The organism is Lacinutrix venerupis (genome assembly GCF_003663945.1).
GTDB classification, from domain to species: domain Bacteria; phylum Bacteroidota; class Bacteroidia; order Flavobacteriales; family Flavobacteriaceae; genus Lacinutrix; species Lacinutrix venerupis.
On record NZ_RCCH01000006.1, the window covers coordinates 53919 to 80106 of the forward strand.

Genomic DNA, 26188 nt, shown 5'->3' on the forward strand with positions numbered 1-26188 from the left:
TGTTTACGGATTTAAAATGGTTCTTAATTTTGTTTTCACTCTATTCATTTTTACTCTAGCATTCACTTCAGTAATACCCATTGTTTCGCTAATTTCTTTATAATTTTTGTCTTCTAAATACAAGAAAACAAGAGCTTTTTCAATATCATTTAATTGGTGTACAGCACTATATAAAAGTTTTAATTGTTGTTCTTCGGTATCATCATAATCCTCCGCTTTTATTTTAAACTGTACCGTATCAAACTCTGTTGTATTTATAGTACGTTTAGACTTTCTATATAATGTAATAGCCGTATTTAAACCTACTCTATACATCCACGTACTAAACTTCGAGTCTCCACGAAATTTAGGATACGCACGCCATAACTGTATGGTAATTTCCTGAAACAAATCATTATGCGCATCGTAGTTATTAGTATATAATCTACACACTTTATGCACAATGTTCTGGTGTTTTTCCAGCAGTTCTACAAAGCTATGTTCAAGTTCTTTATTCAATGTTTTTGGTTAGGTTACACTATAAGTAGAATAAATGTAAAATATGTTACAAATTTTTTATAATTTAATTTTTGGCGTTCCCAACCTCCGCAAAAAAGCTCCGGTTGGTCAGGCTTTCAAGGCTCGCTCTCTGCGAGGAGCTCAAACAAACCTTTCAATCCTTAACGCAAGCCAATATAGTGTTAAAAACCATAGATTCTAAATAAAATAAATAGTCTTTATAAAGCTTATATTGTATCTTTGAGTATAGTATAAAATCTCTTTTTTTTATGAATATTCCCAAAACTAATCTTCCAAGAATTGTAATTGTTGGTGGCGGTTTTGCTGGTATCAATCTTGCTAAAACACTGGCTAATAAAAAAGTACAAGTTGTATTGCTAGATAAGCATAACTACCATACTTTCCAACCTCTACTTTACCAAGTATCTTCTTCAGGATTAGAACCAGATTCTATTGCTTATCCTTTACGTAAAATTTTAAAAAAGCATAAAAATTCTTTTTTTAGATTAACCGAGGTAAATAATATAGATACAGAAAATAAAACAATTAATACAAGTATAGGAAACCTTAATTACGACTATCTTGTTTTGGCTACAGGTACAAAAACTAATTATTTTGGAAACAAAAAAATAGAAACCCACAGTATGCCAATGAAGGAAGTATCGCAAGCCTTGGATATTAGAAGTTTAATTCTTCAAAATTTTGAAAAAGCAGCAATAACAAGCGATAAAGATAAAAGAAAAGCCTTTCTTAATTTTGTAATAGTTGGAGCAGGACCAACAGGCGTTGAGCTCGCTGGTGCCATTGCAGAGCTTAAAAATAATATTTTACCAAGAGATTACAGAGATTTAGATCCAGAGATGATGCAAATTTATCTTCTAGAAGGAGGTAAAAGTGTGTTGCCACCAATGAGTTCTCATGCATCTAAAAAAGCAGAACACTTTTTAAAGGCACTTGGCGTTTTAGTACACTGTAACACACAGGTTAAAGATTATGATGGTAAAACAGTAACCACAAATACAAATTTAACTTTAGAATGCGAAACACTTATTTGGGCAGCAGGTGTAACTGGAGATCCAGTTTATGGTTTAAATGCAGAAGTTTTACAAGAACGTTCTAACCGTTATAAAGTTGACCAATACAACCAAATAAAAGGTGTAGACTCTATTTTTGCCTTAGGTGATATTGCTTATATGGAAACAGAAGCATACCCAAAAGGACACCCACAAGTAGCACAACCAGCAATTCAACAAGGAAAATTGTTAGGTAAAAATATTTTAAAACTAATAGAGGGAAAACCTATGCAAGCTTTTATATATAAAGATAAAGGTTCAATGGCTACAATAGGTAGAAATAAAGCAGTGGTAGATTTAAAATATTTTAAGTTTTCTGGTTTTTTTGCTTGGTTTGTATGGATGTTTGTACATTTAATGTCGCTTGTAGGCTTTCGTAATCGTGTAATTATTTTTTTTAATTGGACTTATAACTATATAAATTTTGATAAAGCAGCACGATTAATAATTAGGCCTTTTAATAAAAAATAGAGAACAAATACATTTCATCATTTAAAAACAACAATTCGGTAATAATCAATTTTAAAAACTAAACTTCGGTTGCATTTTTGGACCATCAATCAGGCTGAAAATATTTTTTAGTTAACCAAAAACGCAACAATTATGAAATTTATTACCGCAATTCTAATCACATTAATCAGTGGTCAATGCTTTGCACAAACTATTACAGGACAAGTTATAGATGTTAAAAACAATCCTATAGAAGGTGCCAATGTTTATTTAAAAGGAACTTACGACGGTACAACTACCAATGCAGAAGGTAATTTTTTTTTTAAAACAACAGAAACAGGAACACAAACTTTAAATATTTCTTTTATTTCATTCGAAACATACACATTAACAGGAGATGTTTCTACTTTAAACAATTTAAAAATAACGTTACGAGAAGATGTAAACGCGTTGGATACAGTAGTGCTTTCGGCAGGTACTTTTTCGGCAGGCGATAATAGTAAAGTATCAGCTTTAACATCTTTAGATGTTGTTACTACCGCAAGTGCCCTTGGCGATTATGTAGGTGCTTTACAAACTTTACCTGGAACTACAACAGTAGCAGAAGATGGTCGATTATTTGTTCGTGGTGGTGAGGCAGAAGAAACTCAAATTTTTATAGATGGTATTCGCGTGTTTACACCTTATTCACCTTCTACAAATAACACACCAACTCGCGGACGTTATTCTCCTTTTTTGTTTGATGGTATTACTTTTTCTACAGGCGGTTACAGTGCAGAATATGGGCAAGCCTTATCAAGTGTTTTATTATTAAATACTATAGACGAGCCAGAACAAGAAAAAACCGACATTGGTATTATGACGTTGGGAGCAACATTAGGCAATACACAAAAATGGGACAAAAGCGCGTTAAGTGTTAATGCTTCTTATATTAATTTAGAACCATATCAAGCCATCTTTAAAGATAGAAACGATTGGAAAAAATCTCCTGAAAATTTTTCTGGAGAAGCTGTTTACAGATATAAAACTAATAATGGGCTGCTTAAATTGTACTCAGCTTTCGATACAACAAATTTTGAACTCATTCAAGAAGACATCAATCAACCAGAAGGAATGCACTTTAAACTAAATAATGCAAACCTTTATTTTAATGGTTCTTATACCGAAAAGTTAAAAAACAGATGGAAACTAGCTACAGGAATTAGTTATACTCATGCTAAAAGCAAAATGAATATAGATAATAGTAATATTGATGATATTGAAAACTCTTTTCATGCTAAGCTAAAACTTAGAAAAAGCTTTAGTAATCGTTTTAAACTAAATTTTGGAGCAGAATATTTTGCAACAGATTTTAACGAAGATTTTAATAACGAGTTAATGGCGCCTTTAGATTATGGATTTAAAAATAATATTGCTTCAATATTTACAGAAACCGATATAATTTTCTCTAAAAAAATAGCTTTAAAAGCAGGTTTGCGTACAGAATATAGCCAATTATTTAAAGAAACTAGTATTGCACCACGCTTGTCTTTAGCATATAAAACAGGAGCTAAAAGCCAATTATCTTTAGCCTATGGCGATTTTTATCAAAATCCAAACAGTAGTATTTTAAAGTTTGAACAAGATTTAAAAGCACAAAAAACACAACATTATATTTTAAATTACCAATACAATAACGATGGTAAAATATTTAGAGCAGAAACTTATTATAAGGGTTATAATAATTTAGTAAAATATAATACAGAATTTGCTGGATTGGAAAGTAATTATAATAATTTAGGAACTGGATTTGCTAAGGGATTAGATTTATTTTACCGTGATAATAAGAGCATAAAGAATATCGATTATTGGTTAAGTTACTCTTATTTAGATACAGAAAGAGATTATAAAAATTACTTAACGGCTGCACAACCTAATTTTGCTAATAAGCATAACCTTTCTGTGGTTGGAAAATATTGGATTGAAAATTGGAAAAGTCAATTAGGTGTAAGTTATAGTTTTGCTTCTGGGAGAACTTATACCAACCCAAATAAAGCTGGTTTTTTAAATGAAAAAACCAAAAGCTATAATAGTTTAAGTTTAAATTGGGCGTATTTATTAAGTCCGCAGAAAATTTTATACTTTTCTTTTAACAACGCTTTAGGGTTTAAAAACGTAAACGGTTACCAATATGCAAATACGCCAGATGTAAATAATAATTTTGCTAGTCGTGCTTTGCGTCCTGCCGCAGATCAGTTCTTTTTTGTAGGTTTCTTTTGGACTATTAGCGAAAACGGCAATGATAACCAGCTGGATAATTTGTAAACTTTATTTTATATTTAAACATTAAAAATCCCAATAGCTTCATAAAGAACAGTAACAATACCATTCCATACTTTTTCTAAAACAACTTTAAGAATTCCTTTTAGTGTGTTAACAAAGTTGGTAACCATATGCTTTAAGCCATCGAGAAAGAAACCGATAAGATCGTCTTCAATTTCTCCAGTAGCAATACCTGCTTTTATAATAAGAGCTTGCTTAGAAATAGCTTCTGCTTGTCGCTCGCTAAAACCTGTTACCAAAGCAATATCTTTTTCTAATATGTTAGAAGCTACGTTTTTTATAGAATCTATTAAGTTAGCTGTTTTGTTATTCATAATATTAACGTTTTAAAAAGCTTTCGTAGGTAACGGCTTGATCTAAAAATATTTTAATTTCACCTTTAAAAGTTTCTATTACTATTGGGCTTAAACCAGAAGATTGGTCTTTTTCTTTCATTTTAACCAAGTTTTCTACAATACGATTAAAGGCAAAAGCACTTGGGTAATCGCTAGATGAGGTTGGGCTATTACGTTCTGCTAATAAATTATTTATTTGCTCAGTAGTTTTGTTGCTTGGTACTGGTCGTGCTTTAGCAAGTAGATTTAAGGTTTCAAACTTGCTTATTAATGAGTTGTATGTGTTTTCTCGTCTAGAAAAACTTTCTTCATTTGTACCTCCAGCAATTTCTGCTAGAAATAAAAAAGTCTCTGTTGTAGCCTCTGTAGATTTATCTATAATTGTTTGATTATAGCTAGGTGCTAAATAGGTTTTACAGTTAGCTAAAAGTAATACGCAAAAAAGAAGTAGTGTGTGTTTTAAAAAAAGGTGTTTTATTGGTTTCATTTTTATAGTATTACTTAATATTTTATTTTTATTTAAATCCATACATTTTAGATTATTCCACATGATCTTGTCTCCAAAATAAATACCCAATTAATAATCCAAAGGCCATAGATATTGCATGTGCTATGCGTATTTCGTTTTGTGTTGGTTGGTTAGGTATTTTTGCAACAGTTTCAATTAAAAAAGGTCCAATTTTTAAAAAATAAATTAATGCCGCAATTGAAAAAAGTATAATTGTGCCAGTAACTTCGTGAACTAATTTTTTGCTTTTTCGTGTAAAAAATAAGTTTATAGCAACTGCTCCCCAAAAATAAGTAAGTACAAAAAATGCCTTTTCGGTTTCACCTTTAATAACTTCGCTAATGGTAATATTATTAGTCGCCGCTAAAATAATATCGAATATAATTAGCACTACAAATAAGCCAATTAAAATATATTGTACTATGCGAACTAATTTAGGATGTGTTTCAAAATACGTTTCTAAGTTTTGCATGATTTTTAATTAAATATGTCTAAATAATCTAGATGACGCTGCGACCAAAAAAAGTGACCATAAATAACTCCCAAAATTAATAGTAGTAATTGTATACGTCGTTTCATTACAAAATCTTTGTCTTGTTTTAATCCTATTATTAATAAGGCAATTAATAAAACAACTACTAAAACAACAGGAAGCCAGGCGTTAGGTCCTAAAAGTGGAACTTCTGTTCCTAAAAAAAAATGTCCACCTAAAATTCCCCAAGCAGTTGTTAGAAAAAAATATTTATGGTATGCCCAACGCTTGATTAGAAAATTTACAGTGTCATTTTCTACATCGTTAAAATACAAATAGATATTAAAAAGTATTAGGAATAAAATGGTTATGCCAATAACAATTTGCACAATTAATGTATAATCCATTGTTTAGTTTTTACAGTTAAATTAATAGCAGCTTAAAGTTAAGTAATTAATTTTAAAATTTATGCTTCCAAATTGTTAAGGAATGTAATGTTTTATAGTTTTTTACAATTCAGTATTAAAAAATAACAGTTCGGTAATTCGTTTTTTTTAAACAAGTATTTGCGTAAGATATTTGTCCTAACAATTAAAACCACAAAATTATGTACAGATTAGCACTATTAATTATTATGATGATTACTTCTAATTTAAATGCACAAACCGAAAGTAAATATGAAACCGGTATGTTAAAAGCATTTAGCTTATGGGAAGAACAAAAAACAGAGGAAGCTGTAAATTTATTCGAGCGTATCTCGAGTGCAGAAAACGAAAATTGGTTACCAAGTTACTATGCAGCTCAAGTATTAATCCTTGATGGATTTACAAAACTTCAAGACTCAGAAAAATTAGATGCACAATTAAAACGAGCTCAAAATTTTATTAATGATGCAAAAACAAAAAGTAAAGAAAATGCCGAAATTCTAGTTATGCAAGCATTATTACATACCGTTTATGTAGCAAGTGATGGAGCAAAATATGGCATGACCTTAGCGCCAAAAGTAGCACAGTTGTATGAACAAGCATATAAACTTGATTCTAAAAACCCAAGAGTAGTATTAAATAGAGCCGAGTGGAACATAGGAAGCGCAAGATATTTTGGTCAAGACACTAAGCCATTTTGTAACGAATTTAATAAAGCCTTAGAACTTTTTGTTAACTTTAAACCAGAATCTAAATTTCACCCAAATTGGGGAAAGGAAAGAGCAGAGCAAATGATTAAATCTTGTAATTAATAAGTATGATTAAATTCTTAAAAGCATTTGGTAAAGCCTTTAGCATTGGTATTCTAGTATTTATTGTAATAGGTATTTTTAGATTTATTAATGGAGATACTATTGCGTTCGATAAATATCTACTGGAATATTTTATATATAATCAAGCTTATTCGGTTATTTTATATTTAGCAAATTCTTTTTCAATTAATTATATGACAGATAAAATGGGTTACAAACTCTTCGAGTTTAAAAACCTTATTATGGCTGTAATATTATCTATTGGAGTCTCGATACTATCTATTTTTTGTATTCGATACATAACAAGAGTAATAATTTATAACAGCACGTTTAGTAATTTTTTAAAAACCGAAACACTAAGTAGTTATCTGTTTGCTTTAGGAATTTCAATTTTAATTACTGTAATTTTTTATAGTATTTATTATTACAAAAATAAACAGGATCGAAAGGTTAAAGAACAAAAAGTAATTGCTGGAACTGCAAGTGCAAAGTTTAATGCTTTAAAAAACCAGTTAGACCCACATTTTCTGTTTAATAGTTTAAATGTATTAACTAGTTTAATTGAAGAAAATCCGGATAGTGCACAAAAATTTACAACTAGTCTATCTAAAGTTTATCGTTATGTTTTAGAGCAAAAAAATAAAGATTTAGTTACTGTAGACGAAGAACTAAAATTTGCAAAAACATATATGTCGCTTTTAAAAATGCGTTTTGAAGACAGTATTGTATTTAATATTCTTGAAAAAGCATCAAACCCAGAAAGTAAAGTAGTGCCATTATCACTACAATTACTTCTAGAAAATGCAGTAAAACATAATACAGTAACAGAAAGTAAACCTTTACACATTAAAATTTACGAAGACAACGGAAATTTAATTGTAGAAAACAATTTACAAACCAAACAAGTAATAAAAAAGAGTAGTGGAGTAGGCTTAAGTAATATTAAACAGCGTTACCAGCTATTATCAAATAAAACAGTTAGTATAACAGAGGATAAAATCAAATTTAAGGTCGCTATTCCAATGCTAACAAAACAAATTATAGTTATGAAACAAACAGCAATAAAACAATACGACGACAGTTATATAAGAGCTCGTAAAAGAGTAGACGAATTAAAAGAATTTTATTATAATTTAATTTCTTACTGCTGTGTTATTCCATTTTTAATATTTATAAATTATAACACATATTGGGATTTTAAATGGTTTTTCTTTCCGCTTTTTGGTTGGGGATTAGGCTTAAGTATACACGCTTATAAGGTTTTTGTAAACGATGGCGTTTTAGGCAGAAGTTGGGAGGAGCGTAAAATTGAAAAATTCATGAAAGAAGAAGAAGGTAACCAATACAATCTATAATTATGTCTCAAAATATAGATCCATATAACAACACTAATTCTCATAAAAATTTTGATAGAGAAGAAGCTTATATAAGAGCTAAAAAAAGAGTTAAAAAAATTCTTGGTTTTTATTGGCACTTAGCATCTTATATAGTAATTAATATTTTTATTTTATATGTTATTTCTCAAAATTTAAACGGAGAAAAATTTTGGTCGTTTAATGTCTTTTCAACAGTAATTTTTTGGGGAATTGGATTGTTGTTTCATTTTTTAGGCGTTTTTGGACCAAACTTTTTGTTTGGTAAAGCTTGGGAAAAACGAAAAATAGAAAAGTATTTAAAAGAAGAAAATAAAAAATGGGAGTAAACATGAACACAAATCAAATAGATCAACAACGTTTAGAACGTGCAAAAAAACGTGTAAAAAGAATAAAAGGTTTTTATACACACTTGTTAATTTATATTGTAATTAATACAGTTATTGTGTTTATAAATATTGATAATTTAAAACCCGGACAATCTTATTTTCAATGGTATAATTTTATAACACTAACCATTTGGGGAATACCATTAATTATTCATGGTCTAACTGTATTTTTACCTAATTTTATATTAGGAACAAATTGGGAAGAACGAAAAATTAAAGAAATTATGGAAAATGAAAACAATGTGTGGGAGTAATTATCTTTAAATTAAAGCGCTAAAAACTATTAAGTAATTTTTTAAATTTTCACCAACCTATAATTATGAAAGTAATAATAATAGAAGACGAAAAACCTTCTGCCAGACGTTTACAACGCATGTTAAAAGCGCTAGATATTGAGGTAGATACGATGTTACACTCTGTAGAAGAATCTATCCAATGGTTTCAAAATAACGAGCATCCAGATTTAATATTTTTAGATATACAGTTAAGTGATGGTCTATCTTTTGAAATTTTTGATGCAATAGATATAACTTCAGCTATAATATTTACAACTGCTTACGATGAGTATGCGCTTCAAGCATTTAAATTAAATAGTATTGATTATTTACTTAAACCTATTGATGATGAAGAGTTAGAAGCAGCGGTATCTAAATTTAAAATACGCTTACCCAAAAAACAAACAGTTTCTTTAGACTTTAATGAAATTAAAAAACTTTTAATTAATCCTATAGAGCGTGAGTATAAAAAACGTTTTTCGGTAAAAGTAGGTCAGCATTTAAAATTAGTTAATATAGAAGATATAGAATGTTTTTATAGTGAAAATAAAGGCACTTATTTACATACAAATCAAGGCAGAAGTTATTTGTTAGATACTACTTTAGATAGTTTAGAAGAAGAGTTAGCTCCAGAACATTTTTTTAGAATAAACAGAAAATTTATTGTAAATATTCAAGCAATAGAAGATATGGTAAGTTATACAAATTCAAGATTACAAATAAAACTAAAAACTTATAAAGGAGAAGAAGTTATTGTAGCTCGTGAACGTGTTAAAAAATTTAAGTCTTGGTTAGAATAGTTAATCTTCAATTCTATTATCATCAAAAGCAGATGGTAATAATTTAGGAATAAATTTAATAACTAACGGAAGTAATAGTGCGCCTCCAGGTAATATAAAAATAGCGAGACTTGGTATGGCTTTAAAAATATCTAATAATTGCTCGTTTACTTTTTTTTGTTCTTCCTTAGAGAGGTCCTTAACTGTTGATTTTGTTAATAAAATCATTAACTCTTTACTTTGAGAGAGTTCTTTTAATAAACGTTTACTATTTCTAGAGATTAGTTTAATTACAATTTTACTTGAGTTATCATAAAAAGATTTTACAATATTTTTAGAACCTAATAATACAATATCTTTTTTATGTGTTTCATAAAAAGTAGAAATAGACTGCATGGCAGTTGTTACATCTGTATTTTTTAGCTTTAGATCTTTACCTAAATTAAATAAAAAGTAACGCTCTTTATCATCAATAGTTTTATCTGTCCAAGTTGCCATACATGCTAAATCTAGTATGTATTGCTTTTCTAAAGGTGTTTTTAAATATTTAATAGCTTGAGCATAAGTAAGCTGGTTCGTTTGCTGGTAACGTAAAGACTGCTCAAATAGATTAATAAGGCTATAATCGTACTTAGTTTTTTCGGTTTTAGCATTTAAAGTTTTTAAAACTATGGTTTCTATTGCACTTTCTTCGTTAATAATAGAGGCTTCGGTAATATGTCCTGAAATTAAATATTCTTTATAAGCCAATACATCTATAAATAACAATGCATTTGTAATAAAATAGTTAAAGCTTTTATTAATAAGGTTGCTATCTATTTGAATACGCTTATGGATTATTTTTTCTAAAGCTTCAGTACTATTATTCTTCTTTATAATCTCAGATAGAAAATGCGTTTTATGTGCATTAATTTTTTTGTAAAATAAAACGGTATCTTCTATAAAATTTTCATTTGCTTTAAGAGATTGATGTACAACTATTAAAGCAGTAAGATGATTGATTTTACATATTTCTTCAGAAGAAAAATCTGCCTTATCAATGTAAGATAATGCTATATCCGTATTGCTACCATATATATAACCACAAGTTATTAATTCTTGATAAAGACTTATAAGTGTCAAAGCTTTGTTAGAGAAAACCTTATTAAATATTAAAGTTTGCTTATTTATCCAGCCAAATGAAGATGGGTTCACTTATTATTAGTTTTTAGCCGCTAAGTTACTTATACTAAATGAAACTTATAGACTATAAGTGGTTCAAGTTGTTAACACAAGTTTAACAAAACCGACTTCTGCATTTTCTCGTATGTAGACTGAGAACCAAAAAATTAATTAACAAAAATCTCATTAAATTATGAAAAAATTAAAAATTTTATTAGGAATTTCAGCTATTGCAGTTGCAGGTTTCTTTATGGTAGCAGCCGATCACATTGACGCACCAGCAGTTGCAGGTGGAACAAGTGACATTACAGATTTCTATGCTTTTAGAGCACAAGATCAAGACAACATTGCATTTGTTGCAAATGTGCAAGGTTTATTAAGTCCAACAGCATCAGCTTCAGCACAGTTTGATGAGAATGTATTAGTAGAAATTAACATTGATACAGATGCAGATACTGTTGAAGACTTATTAATTCAAGCAGTAGCAAGAGATGGAAAAATGTATGTATTTGGACCATTTGCAGCTGGATCTTCAGCAGGATTAAATAGTACAATTAACACATCTGCTCCATTAACAGTAGTAGATATTACAGGTTACAATGATTCAGCAATTACAGCAACTAACGCTTCTAATGGAGTTAAAGCATTTGCAGGACCTAGAGATGATCCATTTTATTTTGATTTCGATCAGTATAATGAAATCTTAGCTGGTAATGCTCCAGGAGGATTTAACAACCCAGGAACAGATAAGTTTGCTGGTACAAATGTACTGTCAATAGTTGTAGAAGTACCAAAAACTTTAATTGGTGGAACTGGTACAATTAATACTTGGTTAGAAACTAAGTCTAAATAATAATAATCAACCTAAAAACATATATAATTATGAAAAATATAAAAACATTAATGATAGCATTATTAATTTCTGGAGCAGCATTTAATTGCTCTGATGATGATGATAATGCAGTAACACCAATAGGAGAAGCTACTATAGATTTCTCAGGTACTTACACACAAGACGACCAAATGGGTAGACCTGCTATAAACACTGTGTTTAGTGTAGGCGATAGCCAGAAAAATACATTTAATACAACAGTGCCTTCTGCACAAGGACCAGCTTTTCAATCAAGTTTCGAAACTAGATTATTAGCTTTAAACGGAGCTTATACTACTAATGCTTTAGGATTAAATGCAGAAGATTTTACAGGCGTTTTAGCTACAGATGTTTTAAGTGTAGATTTAGATGGTGTTACCACTTTTTTCGACGGTACTAACGTTTTAACAGGAAGAACTCTTGCAGACGATGTTATTGATACAGAATTGTTATTAATCTTTGGTGGACCAATGGGTACAGATAATCCTACTTTAACAACGGATTATGTTGCAGGAAACGATAAAGATTTCTTAACATCTTTCCCTTATTTAGCAACACCTCACTAAATAATATATTAAACCAGAGTGCTTTTTTTAGTGCTCTGGTTTTTTTATATAATAAACTTACCAACAAACACAAACAGACATGAAAACATATTTATACTTCCTATTCTTTTTAACTTTGTTTTTTAGTTGCGAAGAAAAAGCCAAAACAATTACAAATTCTGAAAATTATGATGGATATCTAATTGCAGAAAATAAAAAATTAGAGAATGCAACCGAAGAATATAAATTTTGGTCTGCAAAACAAGAAAAAACACCACATCCTGTAAGTTATTTTTCCCAACTTGCAAATGCTCAAAACCAATTGTTTGATGCCACAGGAAATATTGAAAATCTTAAAAAATCTGAAGATTATTTATTAGAACTAAATACTAAAAATAATTTTGAAAAATGTGGAGAATTAAGAGCTTTAGCAAGAAATTACATTTCTCAACATCGCTTTAAAGAATCTTTAGAACTTTTAAAAAAAGCCGAAACTATTGGTGATGAGTTAGAAAGCACTCAAAAAATGATGTTTGATGTGCATATGGAACTTGGCAACTTTGATACAGCTAAATCCTACCTAGAAAAAGTAGTAGATTTAAACAGTTTCGATTATTTAATTAGAACAGCAAAATGGAATGACCATATAGGAAACCTTGATGCTGCTATTAAATATATGGAAATGGCTATGATTAAAGCAGAGTCTTCAAATCTTAAAAATTTAAAAATTTGGTCTTATACTAATATTGCCGATTTTTATGGGCACGATGGGCAAATAAATAAATCTTATAAATACTATTTAAAGGCTTTAGAATTAGATCCTAATAATGCATATGCAAAAAAAGGAATCGCTTGGATTATCTACTCTCACGAGCGTAATCCAGAAGAAGCTCTTAGAATTTTAACAGCAATTACTAAAGAATATAGTGCGCCAGATTACTTACTGTTAAAAGCAGAAATATCAGAGTTTTTAAAGGATCAAAATTCCAAAAATAATTATATTGCGGCTTATAAAAAAGCAATTAAAAACACACAATACGGCGAGATGTATAATGCCTATAATGCTAAGTTATTTGCAGAAGACACAACGCTTATTGACTCTGCAATTACAATTTCTAAAAAAGAAATAGAAAATAGAGCAACACCTCAATCTTACGATTTATTGGCTTGGGCTTATTATAACAAAGGAGATTATAAAAAGGCGTTAGACATTGCAAATAATCATATAATAAATAAAACTTTTGAACCAGAAGTATTATACCATGTTGCCGAGATATATAAGGCAAATAATATGAATGATGAACTACAACCATTAAAAAAAGAACTACTTGGTGCAACATACGAGTTAGGACCTGTAACCGAAATTAAAATTAACCAACTATAAATAAAAAATGAAAAACCCAAAAAGTATTCTGCGCATTGCATTATTCTTTATCTTTTTTCTAAGTTTCAAAATTCTTACTGCACAACAAGTAAAAGGATATGTTTTAAATAATAAACAGCCTTTAGCTACCGCTTATATCTATAATTTAGATACAAAGTCGCACTCTCACACTGCAGATAATGGATATTTTGTTTTAGAAAACAATAAAGTAAACGACACAATAACTATAAGTTTATTAGGCTTTAAAAAGAAAAACATAGTTCTTAAAGAAGAAGATTTTAATACTACAATTAGTATAAATCTAGAACGTAAAATTTTTCAATTAGATGAATTGGTTTTATCCGAACAAGAAAATGTATTAAATACATTAACAAAAATAGATGTACAAACTTCACCTATAAATTCTTCTCAAGAAATATTAAGAAAAATACCAGGATTAATAATAGGGCAGCATGCTGGTGGAGGTAAAGCCGAACAGATTTTTTTAAGAGGTTTCGATATCGATCATGGTACAGATATTTCTATAAATGTGGATGGAATTCCGGTAAACAATGTATCTCATGCACATGGTCAAGGTTACAGCGATTTACACTTTGTTATTCCAGAAACTATCGAGAGTATTAACTTTGGTAAAGGACCATATTATGCTAATGCTAGAGATTTTACAACAGCAGGTTATGTAGATTTTAAAACTAAAAGTAGTATAGAAAATAATACTATTAAATTATCTTATGGAGATTTTAATACCATTAGAACATTAGGTCTTTTTAATTTAACAGATAACAATAAAAATTCTAATGCCTATGCAGGTATAGAATATATTGAAACCGATGGCCCATTTAATAGCTCTCAAAACTTCAACAGACTTAATCTTATTGGTAAGTATTCTACTTTATTACAAAATAGAAATAAAATTACAGCAACTGTTACTCACTTTAATAGTCGTTGGGATGCTTCTGGACAAATACCAAATCGTGCTGTTGAAAGCGGATTGATAGACCGTTTTGGTGCTATTGATGATACCGAAGGAGGCAATACAAGTAGAACAAACATAAACTTAGAACACAAGTTTTTTGCAAGTGATGATACCACAGTAAAGTCTAATGCATTTTATTCTCATTACGATTTTGAACTGTATTCTAACTTTACCTTTTTTCTTGACGACCCTATTAATGGAGACCAGATAAAACAAAAAGAAGACCGCTCTATTTTTGGTTTTAATACCGAAATAAAAGAACAAAACGCCTTTAATAATGAAATTATTGAGACTACTAGCGGAATTGGGTTAAGATATGATAAGGTTAATGATGTAGAGTTATCTCATACACTAAATAGAAATACCACCTTAGAGTTTATACAACTTGGCGATATAAACCAAACCAATGCGTTTGCTTATTATAAAGCTGGATTCGATTTAGGAAAAGTTAAAATTACTCCAGGATTAAGACTAGAATATTTTAAATTTTTATATAATGATGCTTTAAGCGAAGATTATGAAACGCAATCTGAAACTAAAACAGCATTATTGCCAAAGCTTAACATACAATTCAATCAAAACAATAATCTACAATGGTTTTTAAAGTCTGGAATTGGTTTTCATTCTAACGATGCAAGAGTAGTAGTAAGCCAACAAGGAAGAGATATTTTACCAAAAGCTTATGGAGTAGATTTAGGTAATGTATGGAAACCAACTAAAAATTTAGTGATTAATACTACAGCATGGTATTTGTTTTTAGAACAAGAATTTGTTTACGTTGGAGATGCTGGAATTGTAGAACCTAGCGGAGAAACAGAACGTCTAGGTTTAGATTTAGGATTAAGATACCAATTAAACAATTATTTATATTTTAATACAGATGCAACATTAACAAAAGCTAGAAGTATTGAAGAAAATGATGGTGAAGATTATATTCCATTAGCACCAAGTTTTACTATGGTTGGAGGATTAGCTTTAAATAATTATGAAGGTTTTTCTGGAGCTTTAAGTTATAGATTTTTAGATGATAGAGCTGCAAACGAAGACTATTCAGTTACAGCAGAAGGTTATTTTGTAACAGATTTTAATCTTAATTATAAGTTTAATAAAAATCTAACATTAGGTATTTCAATAGAAAATATATTTGATACAGAATGGAACGAAACTCAATTCTTAACAGAGTCTAGACTACAAAATGAAATTGATTCTACAGAAGAAATTCATTTTACACCAGGAACTCCATTTAATGCTAAAGCAACTTTAACTTATAATTTTTAAAACCTTATGGATGAATTTTACGTAAGTATTTTAAAATCATCCATTAACATTAAAATATAAGATTTAAAGCTATGAAAAAGATATAAATTTTGTTTGTTTTTTTGTTGGTTGATTTGGAAAGTGCCTTGCTTATTCCTAACTATATAAGTAAGGACTTTCTTTATCAAAATAAAGTAATGTAAGGGAAGACAATTACTTTATTAACTAAGCTCAGGTTTTTATCTGAGCTTTTTTATGCGTTATTATTAAGTAAATATTTAATAGTTTTTATAAAACTATTTTATAAAAAAAAGTCGGCTGTTATAAAATAACAGCCGACTTAAATAAATATCTAAAATTATATTTAAGAAGTTTTTTCAACAACTCCTAAAGTATATAATTGTTCAAGCGTTGGAGAAACACTTCCTCCAGCTGGTTCTAAGGTAATACCAAATGCTTGAGACTCGTTTGTGTTTTCTAAGCTAAATATTTTGTTATCATCAGATATAAAATTATCAATAGTACCTAAACTTGTTGGTGTAAGAGGATTTAAAGTTAAAGACCAAACTTGGTAAACTTTACCTTCTGGCGGTTCTGGTAAACCTGCTAAATCTAAGTAAACAGTTTTGTTGTCTTTATTCCAGTATGCTTTTGCATAAGCTTCAGGAAAAACAGCTTGTCCTGCAAGAGGAACACTAATTACATCTTTATCCCTAAAGACATTAATTATTTGTTTAGAGTCTGCTAAATCACTGTTTAAATCTTCTATTTGTGTTTCAAAGAAATCTTTTTCAGTTTGTATTTCAGTAATTTTATTTTCTAATGTATTATTTTGATTATTCATCCATAATAATCCACCACCTAAAATAAGTGCAGCAGCCCAACCAGTATAATTATACCAATTGTTTTTAGGTTTATTGTTTAAAGTTACTACGTTATTTTGGCTATCTGTTCCTTTTAATTTATCAAGGATCGTTTTAAATGAAATCTTATTTTTTGGAGCTGCAGCTTTAGTTAATTTAATTACAGCAGCTTCAATATCTAAAACTTCTTGAAGAACTTCAGGATGTTTTTGCATCATACTAAGTACCTCTTCGTTTTCTGCTTCGGTTAGCGAACCAGCAACATAGAGTTCTAGTATTCCAGATGCTATGTATTGTTCTTTTTCCATATTAATTTAATACCAATTCTCTTAATTCTTTAATACAATTTCTATTGTGAGTTTTTATTGTCCCAATAGGAATTTCTAATGTTTCAGATGCTTCTTTTTGCGTATAACCTTTAAAGTAAAGTAGGTCTATTACTTTTTTACACTTTTCGGCTAACTTCCCAACATATTTTGCAATGCCTATAGCATCGGTAGAAGTGTTGAGGTCATCTTGAGTTGGTATGATATCTACGAAATAATCAGAGCTAAGGTTTTTAGAACTGTTTTTAAAACTTTTAGAGCGTGTTTTATCTATTGCTGCATTTCTCGAAATATTAAGAATCCAAGTAAAAAAACGTCCTTTTTTAGAGTTATAAGAGTCCGATTTATGCCATGCTTTTATAAAAACATCCTGCATAACTTCTTGTGCAATGTCATGATCTCTAACGATATTATATATAACACCATGCATGCTTTCGCTATACATATTGTATAATTTCTCAAAGGCTTTCTCATCCTTTTCTTGAAATTTAAGTACTAATGTTTCTAATTGCATATACTTTTATAAAATTTATTGAATTATACCACCACAGCTAATTCTGCTACCTGCAGCACCACTTGGCTGAGAAGTAAAATCATCTGTACCTTGGTGTACAATAATGGCTTTTCCTAAAATGTCTTTTGTGTCGTCTCCACAACCTATACACCATTCGTTTGTAGAAAAGTTTACAGCAGCAAAACCTTTTTCGTCTGCATTAAAATTTCCTATATCACCTTTATGGTATCCTGCAGCGTCTCCCCATTTTCCATGTGGTTCTGCAGTTGGGTTCCAGTGACCTCCAGTAGATGTTCCATCGGTAGAAGAACAATCTGCTTTTTCATGAATATGTATTGCATGTTCACCAGGATCTAAACCTTCTAAAATGGCTGTCATTTCTACTGTACCGTCTTCTTGTGTAAAAACAACATTACCTTTTACATTACTGTCGCTTTTTGGTGATAAAGCGAACTTAACTTTTACAGCTTTTTCTGCTTCTGTAACTGGTTCAACTTTATCTTTTGCATCTTTTTTACAACTGGTAAGACTTGTAAATGCACCTAAAAGTGCTAATAATACTATTTTTTTCATTGGATTAGTTTTTTTAATTATCATTATAGGGAATTTAAGGTTATTAATAGTTTTTTGCAAGTATCTTTTAATTATTTATGTTTTAAGATTAAATTTAAATTTTATATCTCACATTTTTAGTTCTTTACTCATCAAAAAATAATTTTTTCTTTAATCTATAGAAAAATTTTCAATGGCTTTAAATTCAGAAATGTCTAAGTTTTCAATAGTGTTTCTATAGTTTTTCCAATCTGTATTAAAAAAGGTGTTTGTTTCTTTTAAAGCTTCTTTTAAGGCAGTTTTTGTATGGTTTAGTAGTATTGTTTCTGTACTTGTTAAACCGTTTTGTCTTGAGCTTATATAACTACTTGCATTTCCTATTCTAGAATTAACGGTTGGTATGTTACTACGCGTTATACCTTGTCTGTCGTCTTCTTTACCAAAATAAACAGCAAATTGTTCGTCTATTTTTTTAATTATTTCTTTAGATGCTTTTATCTCTTCTCTGTATTTCTTTTTGTCTAAACTGCTAAGGTTTTTCTTAAATTTTTCGGCTGTTTTTTTACTTTCGGCTAATTGCTTTGTAGCATCTGCCATGGTTTGTCTTAAATCTTCAATAGCTTTTAAAGCTGTATAGATTTCGTTTGTATTTTGAGTAGAAACTTCTATTCTAGGATCTTCTTCTACAGTAATTAATTCTTCCGAAGTTAAATTACCATAATGCATTACAGCTTTGTAAGTTCCAGGTTTCACTGTCACGCCTCCTGGTTCGCTTGATCTTTTTCGTAGTGATTTTGATGGCCTATCTTTTCCGCTTTCACGCATATACCAAGTCCAGTTATATATACCTGTTGTATCTGGAGTTTTTCGTTTTAAAGTTCTAATAAGCCTATTGTTATCGTAAATTTTAAGGCTTATAGAATCCCATTTCACTATATTTTCATCTAATTCGTTTTCCTCTTTTTCCGATTCTTTTTTATCTTCTTTAACTGGTTTGTCTACTTTAACAAAGTATCTAAATCTTGCACCAGAACCTCTATTTTCGCCATTATACATAGCGTCTGCACCAAAACGACTACCAGTTGGTTGTTGGTAAGCTGCTTTGTAGGCTGTTGGAGGTGAAAATAATTCTAATTTGGTATTAAAAATTTCGTTTTTAGCAATAGCTCTTAATGGTCTAATGTCATCTAAAATCCATGCAGCACGACCAAATGTACCAATAACTAAATCGTGTTCTCTTGGGTGAATTACTAAATCTTTTACAGGAACTGTTGGGAAACCTTCTGTCCATTTTGTCCATTTATTTCCTGCGTTTGTAGATATGTACAATCCGTCATCTGTACCTAAAAACATAAGGTTTGGTTCTTCGATATCTTCTACAATTGAAAGCGCGTAGCTTTCAACATCATTACTATCTACAATACGTTGCCATGTTTTACCATAATTTTTTGTTCTGTATGCATAAGGTTCATAATTAAACCTTCTATAATCATTTGCAACTAAAAGAGCTTCACCTTTATTTTTATTACTTGCTTTTATTTGTACTATCCAGCTGCCTTTTGGTAAACCACTAAGGTTTTTACTTACGTCTTCCCAAGTATCGCCACCGTTTTTTGTAATGTGTACACGTCCATCATCTGTACCAACCCATAGCATATTTTTTTCTACCGGCGATGGTTCAATAACTAATATTGTACAATGGTTTTCTGCACCTGTAGCATCAATTGTTAATCCGCCACTATCGCGTTGTTTTTGTTTTTCAGGATCATTAGTTGTTAAGTCTGGCGAAATAATTTTCCAAGTATCACCTTTATCTGTAGATTTATGTACAAATTGGCTTCCAAAGTAAACGGTGCTATTGTTAAAGGGATCTATATTTATTGCAGAATTCCAATTAAAACGTAATAGTACATTAGCATCTGGATGTGTTGGTCTAACCATATAATTATTACCTGTTAGCCAATCGTAACGGCTTACATAACCTTGTTGGCTCATTGTCCAACCGTAACGTGAGTTGTCACGATCTGGAATAACATCAAAACCATCACCAAAGCTTATTTCTTGCCAATAGCTATTTCTAATACCTTGAGCTCTCCAAACATAAGCAGGGCCACGCCATGAACCATTATCTTGCATACCACCATAAACATTGTATGGGAACTCGTTATCTACATTTATATGGTAAAATTGGGCTACTGGCATGTTGCCAATAAAGCGCCACGATTTTCCGCCATCTTTTGTAATATTCATTCCGCCATCGTTACCATCAATCATAAAATTTCCGTTTTCAGGATGTATCCACCAGGCGTGATGATCTGGGTGTACACCGTTGTTTGCACCATAAGCAGGCATAAGTTGTTTAAAGCTTTTTCCACCATCTTCACTTACATTAATATAAGTGAATACAGAGTACACGCGATTTTCGTTTTGTGGATCTACATAAATTTCAGAATAGTAAAACGGCCTGTTTCCAATATCACTTTTATCGTTTATTTTTTTCCATGAAAATCCGCCATCTTCACTTTTGTAAAGGGCATTTTTTTTAGCTTCAACTAAAGCATAAATTATATTTGGTTTATTTCTAGCAATTGCTACACCAATTCTACCTAAATTACCTTTTGGAAAACCATCTTTTTCTGTAATTTTTTTCCATGTTTTTCCTCCATCGTGAGTTATATGTAATCCAGAGCCTTCACCACCAGAATTAAAAAACCATGGATCACGTTTGTGTTCCCACATTGCAGCAATTAATTTGTTAGGGTTTGTAGGATCCATTACTAAATCTGCAGCTCCAGTTTTATTATTTGCAAATAATATATTTTTCCATGTTTTACCACCATCTGTAGTTTTGTAAACGCCACGCTCACTGTGTTCTCCCCAAGGACTACCAATAGCAGCAGCATAAACAATATCTGGATTTGTTGGGTCTATTACAACTCTATGAATATGTCGTGTTTTTTCTAAACCCATAGATTTCCAGCTTTTTCCAGCGTCTAAAGATTTATAAATACCATAACCACCATTTAAACTATTTCTTGGGTTGCCTTCTCCAGTTCCTACCCAAATAACACTTGGGTTAGATTGTTGTATAGCAACAGCACCAATAGATGCGGTAACTTCATTATCAAAAATAGGATCCCATTTAATACCTCCAGAAGTAGATTTCCATAAACCACCAGAAGCTGTACCAACATACATAATATCTGGATTTGTATGTACAGCGTCAATTGCTGTAACACGTCCAGACATACCGCCAGGACCAATATTTCTTGGTGTCATGTTTTTAACCAAATCCATAGAAAAATCTTGCGAAAAGGCTGAAATAGAAAAGAGTAATAGTAGTAAAATGTAAAGTTTTTTCATTTTTAGTAGATTAGTTTGCATAAAGTTAAGCAACATAATCTTAAAAAGGTGTTAAGAGGTATATTTTGATGGCATTTTGTTGTATTTTTATAATGCAATGAAAGAAAATAATATACAGAAAAAGGGCTTTGTTTTTAAAAATTATGAAGCACCTTCGCAATCACCTTTCGATAAACTTTTTGATATTTTTAAAGAGTTAATCACACATACTTCTGGAGATTTTGACGAAGCTATAGATTGGCTTAGAGAATTAGATAAAGAATATAAACTTACCACGCCAGATTATACAATAGACGATTTTATTGAAGATTTAAAAGCAAAAGGTTTTATAAGAGAAGAAATAAAACCAGATGGCAAAAAAGGAATTGGCATTACAGCAAAAACAGAACGTGCAATTCGTCAGGCTGCTTTAGATCAAATTTTTGGAAAAATTAAACGAAGTGGAAGCGGAAACCATAAAAGTAAAGGTATTGGAATAGGAGATGAGCATACCGGAGATTTTAGAAATTACCAATATGGTGACGGCTTGGATAAAGTCTCTATGACAGAAAGCCTTAGAAATGCTCAAATAAATAATGGAATTGGTGACTTTACTATTACCGAAGACGATTTGGTAGTCGAAGAAACAAGACACAAATCTCAAATGAGTACAGTGTTGATGATAGATATTAGCCATAGTATGATTTTGTATGGTGAAGATAGAATTACTCCTGCAAAAAAAGTAGCTATGGCTTTAGCCGAATTAATTACAACACGTTACCCAAAAGATACTTTAGATATTTTGGTTTTTGGTAATGATGCTTGGCCAATAAAAATTAAAGATTTACCATATTTAAACGTTGGTCCATACCACACAAACACAGTAGCAGGATTACAATTAGCCATGGATTTGTTAAGAAGAAAACGTAACACCAATAAACAAATATTTATGATAACCGATGGAAAACCAAGTTGTTTGCGTTTGCCAGATGGTACTTATTATAAAGATAGTAACGGTTTAAACCCACACATTACAAACAAATGTTATGCTATGGCGCAACAAGCTAGAAAATTACACATACCAATAACAACATTCATGATTGCTCAAGATAATTATTTGATGCAGTTTGTTCAAGAATTTACAAGAGCTAATCAAGGTAAAGCATTTTATACAGGATTAAAAGGATTGGGAGAAATGATATTTGAAGATTATGAAACCAATAGAAAAAAACGAATTAAAGGATAAAACAAGTAAAAATTATAGGGCTATAAAGTGAAAAGTTTTAATCACTAAATGAAAAAGATTTAAAAAAAACTATGGAAGTAAAAAATATAAAAACTTTAGGCGAATTAAAAAAAGCTGGATATAAAAGTAAGTCTATAAAAGATGAGTTAAGAGATAATTTAATTGAAAAAATAAAAAATAAAGAAACCACCTTTAAAGGCGTTCATGGTTATGAAAATACTGTAATTCCAGAGTTAGAGCGTGCTATTTTATCTAGACATAATATTAACTTATTAGGATTACGCGGTCAAGCAAAAACACGTTTAGCACGTTTAATGTTAAATTTGTTAGACAAGTATATTCCTGTAGTTGAAGGCAGCGAAATTAATGACGACCCATTACAACCAATCTCTCGTTTTGCTATAGAATTAATAAAAGAAAAAGGAGATAATACACCAATAGTATGGTTACATAGAAGCGAACGTTTTGCCGAAAAACTAGCAACGCCAGATGTAACTGTTGCCGATTTAATAGGTGATGTAGACCCAATAAAAGCAGCCAATTTAAAACTAAGTTATGCAGACGATCGTGTAATTCATTACGGTATGATTCCGCGTGCCAACCGTTGTATTTTTGTTATAAATGAATTACCAGATTTACAAGCCAGAATTCAAGTGGCTTTATTTAATATTCTACAAGAAGGCGATATACAAATTCGAGGTTTTAAACTTAGGTTAAACTTAGATATGCAGTTTATATTTACTGCAAATCCTGAAGATTATACCAATCGTGGTAGTATTGTAACGCCTTTAAAAGATAGAATTGGTTCTCAAATTTTAACGCATTATCCAGAAGATATTGAAACTGCAAAAATAATTACAGAACAAGAAGCAAAACTAGATAAAAGACAAACAAATACGGTTGCCATTCCAGAATTGGCTAAAGATTTATTAGAGCAAATTGTTTTTGAAGCCAGAGAAAGCGAATATATAGATGCTAAAAGCGGTGTAAGTGCAAGATTAAGTATTACAGCTTTTGAAAATTTATTGAGTACAGCAGAACTTCGTGCTTTAAAAACAGGAGACACAAAAACAATGGTACGTTTAAGTGACTTTTTAGGTATTATTCCTGCAATTACAGGAAAAGTAGAATTAGTTTACGAAGGAGAACAAGAAGGAGCTGCAAAAGTTGCATTTAATTTAATAGGTGAAGCCGTAAAAAGCTTATTTCCAGAGTTTTTTCCTAAAATTGAAAAGCTACAAAAACAAGGCGACGAAAGTTCGTATGACGATGTAGTATCATGGTTTTTTAATAATCGTGATGGTTTTGAACTTTTAGACGATTTAAGAGATAAAGAGTACAAACATTTATTAGATGCTATTACTCCATTAGATGATTTACTTGGAGAATACCAACCAAATTTAGATAAAACTGAAAGCTATTTTGTAAAAGAATTTGTTTTATGGGCTTTAGTAGAATATAAACAACTAAGTAAATACCGTTATACCGAAGGTATCCAGTTTAAAGATCCATACGGAAGTTTTATAAGCGGTTTATAAATATTAAATACAAAAGCGCAGTTAATTTTAATTGCGCTTTTTTTTTATATAAAATGTATTTAAATTAACTTAGTAATAACCTGTGTTTCGCTATGTAATGTTTTATGAACAGGACATTTATCTGCAATTTGAAGTACACGTTTTATTTGTTTTTCATCTAGATTACCAATAAGTTTTATTTCTCTATGAAAAGTATCAATTTCTGCTGAAGTAGATTCACAATCTTTACAATCTTCAGCATGTGTTTTTGAGTATTTGGTATGAACTTCAACATTTTCAATATCCCAACCTTTACGTTTAGCATACATTTGTATAGTCATAGCAGTACAAGCCGATAATCCTGCCGATACAAGCTCGTATGGTGAAGGGCCAAAATCATTTCCACCAAAACTAGTTGGTTCATCTGCGGTTAGGTAATGATTGCCTACTTTCATTTTAGTTGTAAATCCTTCAGAAGCATCTAAACTTGCAACCACATCATGTTGTGTATTAATAATTTCAGTTTCAGGAATATTTACATAACGTGTAGCCCAACTAGAAATAATTTTTCCAACATAGTTAGAATCTTCTTTGTTTGATAATAAATGGTCTGCACCATCTATAGAAACAAAACTTTTTGGATGTCTTGCTGCAACATAAATATCTTCGGCATTTTGAATGCATACCGTTGTATCTTGTGGCGAGTGTATAACCAACAATGCTTTACGAAGTTTTTGTGCAACATCTGGTAAAGATTTAGTTTCAATATCGTCTAAAAATTGTTTTTTAATAGTAAAAGGTCTACCGCCAATATTAACATTTGCTATTCCTGTAGTTTTAATTTCTTCAACGCTACTTTGTATTAAATGCTGAACATGTTTAGGATTTGAAGGTGCGCCAATAGTAGCAACAGCCTTAATAGATTCTATTTTTGAAGCTGTAAAAATTGCAGCAGCTCCACCTAATGAATGACCTATTATTAAGCTTGGAGCATTATATTGTTCTTTTAAAAAATTTGAAGCATGAATTAAATCTTTAACATTACCAGAAAAATTAGTGTTTTCAAAATCACCTTCGCTATCACCTAAACCTGTAAAATCGAAGCGTAATACTCCAAAACCATTAGCTGTAAGTTCTCTACTTATATTTTTTACCGCAGATAAGTTTTTATTACATGTAAAACAATGTGCAAATATTACAAAGTTATGAGGATGTTGATTAACAGGCAGCTCTAAACGTCCAACTAATGTTTCGTTTTTAGTATTCTTGAAAGTTACTTTTTGAATGTTCATTTGCTTTAGTTTTTATAATCAGTCGTAAAAAAGAATTAGCCTTTCAAAAATAGAAGGTTTACCAATTTCCGCGTGACTTAATATTAGCTTCGCATAATTTTATAATTTCGTCAACTCTTTTTTGTTTTGTGGTTTCTCGTTTGGCTTGATTTACCCAATATAAATAGCTTTTTCTGTAAGAAGGAGCAAAGTTTTTATAGTTTTTAAATGCTTTTGGGTTTACATTAAATGCTGTTTGTAATAGTTCTGGAATTATTCCTTTTTCAACAGCGTCAAGCGCTGTCCAACTGCCATTTTGCTTTGCTATTTCAATACTGTCAATTCCTTTTTTATGCATTAAATTTTCAGCAATTAAAACTTCTATGTGTTTTTTATTTACAGCACTCCATACACTTTTGGGTTTACGTTTGCAAAAATATTGTCTGCGTTTTCCATTACCTAAACTTTTAACAGTACTATCTATCCAACCATAACATAAAGCAACTTTTACGGCTTCTTCCCAACGCATGCTTTGTTTTTCGTGGTCAACTTTGTAAAAGATAAGGTAAATGCCATTATCGTTTTCATGATTTTCATGTAACCATTCTCGCCATTCTTTATCTGTTTTAAAATAGAGCTCTTCTTGATTCAT

Annotated in this window: 25 protein-coding genes; 13 read left to right on the plus strand and 12 right to left on the minus strand. The window is 30.4% G+C overall.

Translation table 11 applies throughout. The features are described 5' to 3' along the window. Window positions 1-3: 3 nt before the first annotated feature. The gene (locus CLV86_RS10015; protein WP_076732396.1) at window positions 4-498 is read right to left on the minus strand and encodes an RNA polymerase sigma factor; all 495 of its coding nucleotides are present in this window, start codon (window positions 496-498) and stop codon (window positions 4-6) included. Window positions 499-767: 269 nt separating this feature from the next. Between CLV86_RS10015 and CLV86_RS10020 the strand changes: the two genes are divergently transcribed. Beyond that, entirely contained in the window at window positions 768-2042 is a 1275-nt protein-coding gene (locus tag CLV86_RS10020; RefSeq protein WP_121052055.1) for an NAD(P)/FAD-dependent oxidoreductase, read from the plus strand. Window positions 2043-2174: 132 nt separating this feature from the next. Continuing rightward, window positions 2175-4325 (plus strand): TonB-dependent receptor, encoded by a 2151-nt coding sequence (locus tag CLV86_RS10025; protein WP_121052057.1) that lies wholly within the window; start codon window positions 2175-2177, stop codon window positions 4323-4325. 14 nt (window positions 4326-4339) lie between these two features. Here CLV86_RS10025 and CLV86_RS10030 read toward each other — a convergent pair whose 3' ends face one another. Genes CLV86_RS10030 through CLV86_RS10045 form a run of 4 tightly spaced genes read right to left on the minus strand, consistent with a single transcriptional unit; the run spans window position 4340 to window position 6065 of the window. Next, a complete protein-coding gene (locus CLV86_RS10030; RefSeq protein WP_076732399.1) occupies window positions 4340-4657 on the minus strand; it encodes a hypothetical protein in 318 nt (105 codons plus the stop codon). 4 nt (window positions 4658-4661) lie between these two features. After that, window positions 4662-5207, minus strand: coding sequence for a hypothetical protein (locus tag CLV86_RS10035; RefSeq protein ID WP_121052059.1), 546 nt, complete (start codon window positions 5205-5207; stop codon window positions 4662-4664). A 10-nt stretch (window positions 5208-5217) separates the two neighbouring features. After that, window positions 5218-5658, minus strand: coding sequence for a hypothetical protein (locus CLV86_RS10040; RefSeq protein ID WP_121052061.1), 441 nt, complete (start codon window positions 5656-5658; stop codon window positions 5218-5220). A gap of 5 nt (window positions 5659-5663) precedes the next feature. After that, window positions 5664-6065, minus strand: coding sequence for a hypothetical protein (locus CLV86_RS10045; RefSeq protein WP_076732402.1), 402 nt, complete (start codon window positions 6063-6065; stop codon window positions 5664-5666). Between the two features lie 200 nt (window positions 6066-6265). Between CLV86_RS10045 and CLV86_RS10050 the strand changes: the two genes are divergently transcribed. From CLV86_RS10050 to CLV86_RS10070, 5 genes are all read left to right on the plus strand, one after another. Then, a complete protein-coding gene (locus CLV86_RS10050; protein WP_121052063.1) occupies window positions 6266-6895 on the plus strand; it encodes a hypothetical protein in 630 nt (209 codons plus the stop codon). Between the two features lie 5 nt (window positions 6896-6900). Further along, on the plus strand, window positions 6901-8250 hold the full coding sequence (locus CLV86_RS10055; protein WP_121052065.1) for a 2TM domain-containing protein: 1350 nt from the start codon (window positions 6901-6903) through the stop codon (window positions 8248-8250). 2 nt (window positions 8251-8252) lie between these two features. Then, window positions 8253-8597, plus strand: a complete 345-nt coding sequence (locus tag CLV86_RS10060; RefSeq protein ID WP_121052067.1) for a 2TM domain-containing protein — start codon at window positions 8253-8255, stop codon at window positions 8595-8597. 2 nt (window positions 8598-8599) lie between these two features. Next, on the plus strand, window positions 8600-8911 hold the full coding sequence (locus CLV86_RS10065) for a 2TM domain-containing protein (RefSeq protein ID WP_076734372.1): 312 nt from the start codon (window positions 8600-8602) through the stop codon (window positions 8909-8911). 65 nt (window positions 8912-8976) lie between these two features. Beyond that, window positions 8977-9732 carry a LytR/AlgR family response regulator transcription factor gene (locus tag CLV86_RS10070; RefSeq protein WP_121052069.1) on the plus strand — a complete coding sequence of 252 codons (756 nt, stop codon included), beginning with the start codon at window positions 8977-8979 and terminating at the stop codon, window positions 9730-9732. Here the strand turns inward: CLV86_RS10070 and CLV86_RS10075 are convergent, their stop codons facing one another. After that, window positions 9733-10905: an LETM1-related biofilm-associated protein gene (locus CLV86_RS10075; protein ID WP_121052071.1), complete on the minus strand. Its 1173-nt coding sequence runs from the start codon at window positions 10903-10905 to the stop codon at window positions 9733-9735. Between the two features lie 160 nt (window positions 10906-11065). On the opposite strand from CLV86_RS10075, the gene CLV86_RS10080 reads away from it, so the two are divergent. The 4 genes from CLV86_RS10080 (at window position 11066) to CLV86_RS10095 (ending at window position 15926) form a co-directional block, all read left to right on the plus strand. After that, window positions 11066-11725 (plus strand): DUF4331 family protein, encoded by a 660-nt coding sequence (locus CLV86_RS10080; protein ID WP_121052073.1) that lies wholly within the window; start codon window positions 11066-11068, stop codon window positions 11723-11725. Window positions 11726-11754: 29 nt separating this feature from the next. Next, a complete protein-coding gene (locus CLV86_RS10085; protein ID WP_076732409.1) occupies window positions 11755-12309 on the plus strand; it encodes a DUF4331 family protein in 555 nt (184 codons plus the stop codon). Between the two features lie 79 nt (window positions 12310-12388). Further along, window positions 12389-13672: a tetratricopeptide repeat protein gene (locus CLV86_RS10090; protein ID WP_121052075.1), complete on the plus strand. Its 1284-nt coding sequence runs from the start codon at window positions 12389-12391 to the stop codon at window positions 13670-13672. 7 nt (window positions 13673-13679) lie between these two features. After that, complete coding sequence (locus tag CLV86_RS10095) at window positions 13680-15926, plus strand: TonB-dependent receptor (RefSeq protein WP_121052078.1); 2247 nt, start codon at window positions 13680-13682, stop codon at window positions 15924-15926. A 343-nt stretch (window positions 15927-16269) separates the two neighbouring features. On the opposite strand, the gene CLV86_RS10100 is transcribed toward CLV86_RS10095, so the two are convergent. The 4 genes from CLV86_RS10100 to CLV86_RS10115 all read right to left on the minus strand — a co-directional run bounded on the left by CLV86_RS10100 (window position 16270) and on the right by CLV86_RS10115 (window position 21523). Then, window positions 16270-17076 (minus strand): anti-sigma factor, encoded by an 807-nt coding sequence (locus CLV86_RS10100; protein WP_121052080.1) that lies wholly within the window; start codon window positions 17074-17076, stop codon window positions 16270-16272. A 1-nt stretch (window position 17077) separates the two neighbouring features. Next, entirely contained in the window at window positions 17078-17608 is a 531-nt protein-coding gene (locus tag CLV86_RS10105; protein ID WP_076732413.1) for an RNA polymerase sigma factor, read from the minus strand. A gap of 15 nt (window positions 17609-17623) precedes the next feature. Then, window positions 17624-18181, minus strand: a complete 558-nt coding sequence (locus tag CLV86_RS10110) for a superoxide dismutase family protein (RefSeq protein ID WP_121052380.1) — start codon at window positions 18179-18181, stop codon at window positions 17624-17626. 150 nt (window positions 18182-18331) lie between these two features. Next, window positions 18332-21523 (minus strand): VPS10 domain-containing protein, encoded by a 3192-nt coding sequence (locus CLV86_RS10115; RefSeq protein WP_121052082.1) that lies wholly within the window; start codon window positions 21521-21523, stop codon window positions 18332-18334. 97 nt (window positions 21524-21620) lie between these two features. Between CLV86_RS10115 and CLV86_RS10120 the strand changes: the two genes are divergently transcribed. Beyond that, window positions 21621-22748: a vWA domain-containing protein gene (locus CLV86_RS10120; protein ID WP_121052084.1), complete on the plus strand. Its 1128-nt coding sequence runs from the start codon at window positions 21621-21623 to the stop codon at window positions 22746-22748. A gap of 71 nt (window positions 22749-22819) precedes the next feature. Then, window positions 22820-24286: a sigma 54-interacting transcriptional regulator gene (locus CLV86_RS10125; protein ID WP_121052086.1), complete on the plus strand. Its 1467-nt coding sequence runs from the start codon at window positions 22820-22822 to the stop codon at window positions 24284-24286. Between the two features lie 59 nt (window positions 24287-24345). Here CLV86_RS10125 and CLV86_RS10130 read toward each other — a convergent pair whose 3' ends face one another. Together CLV86_RS10130 and CLV86_RS10135 are read right to left on the minus strand one after the other, a co-directional pair. Beyond that, window positions 24346-25557, minus strand: a complete 1212-nt coding sequence (locus tag CLV86_RS10130) for a bifunctional alpha/beta hydrolase/OsmC family protein (protein ID WP_121052088.1) — start codon at window positions 25555-25557, stop codon at window positions 24346-24348. Window positions 25558-25615: 58 nt separating this feature from the next. Continuing rightward, window positions 25616-26188, minus strand: coding sequence for a YdeI/OmpD-associated family protein (locus CLV86_RS10135; RefSeq protein WP_121052090.1), 573 nt, complete (start codon window positions 26186-26188; stop codon window positions 25616-25618).

What these genes read in the sequence shown, in the direction of transcription:
- CLV86_RS10125 (WP_121052086.1), top strand. Translation starts at nt 22,820, where the DNA reads ATGGAAGTAAAAAATATAAAAACTTTAGGCGAATTAAAAAAAGCTGGA.
- CLV86_RS10025 (WP_121052057.1), top strand. Translation starts at nt 2,175, where the DNA reads ATGAAATTTATTACCGCAATTCTAATCACATTAATCAGTGGTCAATGC.
- CLV86_RS10120 (WP_121052084.1), top strand. Translation starts at nt 21,621, where the DNA reads ATGAAAGAAAATAATATACAGAAAAAGGGCTTTGTTTTTAAAAATTAT.
- CLV86_RS10030 (WP_076732399.1), bottom strand. Translation starts at nt 4,657, where the DNA reads ATGAATAACAAAACAGCTAACTTAATAGATTCTATAAAAAACGTAGCT.
- CLV86_RS10035 (WP_121052059.1), bottom strand. Translation starts at nt 5,207, where the DNA reads ATGGATTTAAATAAAAATAAAATATTAAGTAATACTATAAAAATGAAA.
- CLV86_RS10080 (WP_121052073.1), top strand. Translation starts at nt 11,066, where the DNA reads ATGAAAAAATTAAAAATTTTATTAGGAATTTCAGCTATTGCAGTTGCA.
- CLV86_RS10085 (WP_076732409.1), top strand. Translation starts at nt 11,755, where the DNA reads ATGAAAAATATAAAAACATTAATGATAGCATTATTAATTTCTGGAGCA.
- CLV86_RS10095 (WP_121052078.1), top strand. Translation starts at nt 13,680, where the DNA reads ATGAAAAACCCAAAAAGTATTCTGCGCATTGCATTATTCTTTATCTTT.
- CLV86_RS10135 (WP_121052090.1), bottom strand. Translation starts at nt 26,188, where the DNA reads ATGAATCAAGAAGAGCTCTATTTTAAAACAGATAAAGAATGGCGAGAA.
- CLV86_RS10100 (WP_121052080.1), bottom strand. Translation starts at nt 17,076, where the DNA reads ATGGAAAAAGAACAATACATAGCATCTGGAATACTAGAACTCTATGTT.
- CLV86_RS10130 (WP_121052088.1), bottom strand. Translation starts at nt 25,557, where the DNA reads ATGAACATTCAAAAAGTAACTTTCAAGAATACTAAAAACGAAACATTA.
- CLV86_RS10060 (WP_121052067.1), top strand. Translation starts at nt 8,253, where the DNA reads ATGTCTCAAAATATAGATCCATATAACAACACTAATTCTCATAAAAAT.
- CLV86_RS10020 (WP_121052055.1), top strand. Translation starts at nt 768, where the DNA reads ATGAATATTCCCAAAACTAATCTTCCAAGAATTGTAATTGTTGGTGGC.
- CLV86_RS10055 (WP_121052065.1), top strand. Translation starts at nt 6,901, where the DNA reads ATGATTAAATTCTTAAAAGCATTTGGTAAAGCCTTTAGCATTGGTATT.
- CLV86_RS10070 (WP_121052069.1), top strand. Translation starts at nt 8,977, where the DNA reads ATGAAAGTAATAATAATAGAAGACGAAAAACCTTCTGCCAGACGTTTA.
- CLV86_RS10050 (WP_121052063.1), top strand. Translation starts at nt 6,266, where the DNA reads ATGTACAGATTAGCACTATTAATTATTATGATGATTACTTCTAATTTA.
- CLV86_RS10110 (WP_121052380.1), bottom strand. Translation starts at nt 18,181, where the DNA reads ATGAAAAAAATAGTATTATTAGCACTTTTAGGTGCATTTACAAGTCTT.
- CLV86_RS10115 (WP_121052082.1), bottom strand. Translation starts at nt 21,523, where the DNA reads ATGAAAAAACTTTACATTTTACTACTATTACTCTTTTCTATTTCAGCC.
- CLV86_RS10040 (WP_121052061.1), bottom strand. Translation starts at nt 5,658, where the DNA reads ATGCAAAACTTAGAAACGTATTTTGAAACACATCCTAAATTAGTTCGC.
- CLV86_RS10045 (WP_076732402.1), bottom strand. Translation starts at nt 6,065, where the DNA reads ATGGATTATACATTAATTGTGCAAATTGTTATTGGCATAACCATTTTA.
- CLV86_RS10090 (WP_121052075.1), top strand. Translation starts at nt 12,389, where the DNA reads ATGAAAACATATTTATACTTCCTATTCTTTTTAACTTTGTTTTTTAGT.
- CLV86_RS10105 (WP_076732413.1), bottom strand. Translation starts at nt 17,608, where the DNA reads ATGCAATTAGAAACATTAGTACTTAAATTTCAAGAAAAGGATGAGAAA.
- CLV86_RS10065 (WP_076734372.1), top strand. Translation starts at nt 8,600, where the DNA reads ATGAACACAAATCAAATAGATCAACAACGTTTAGAACGTGCAAAAAAA.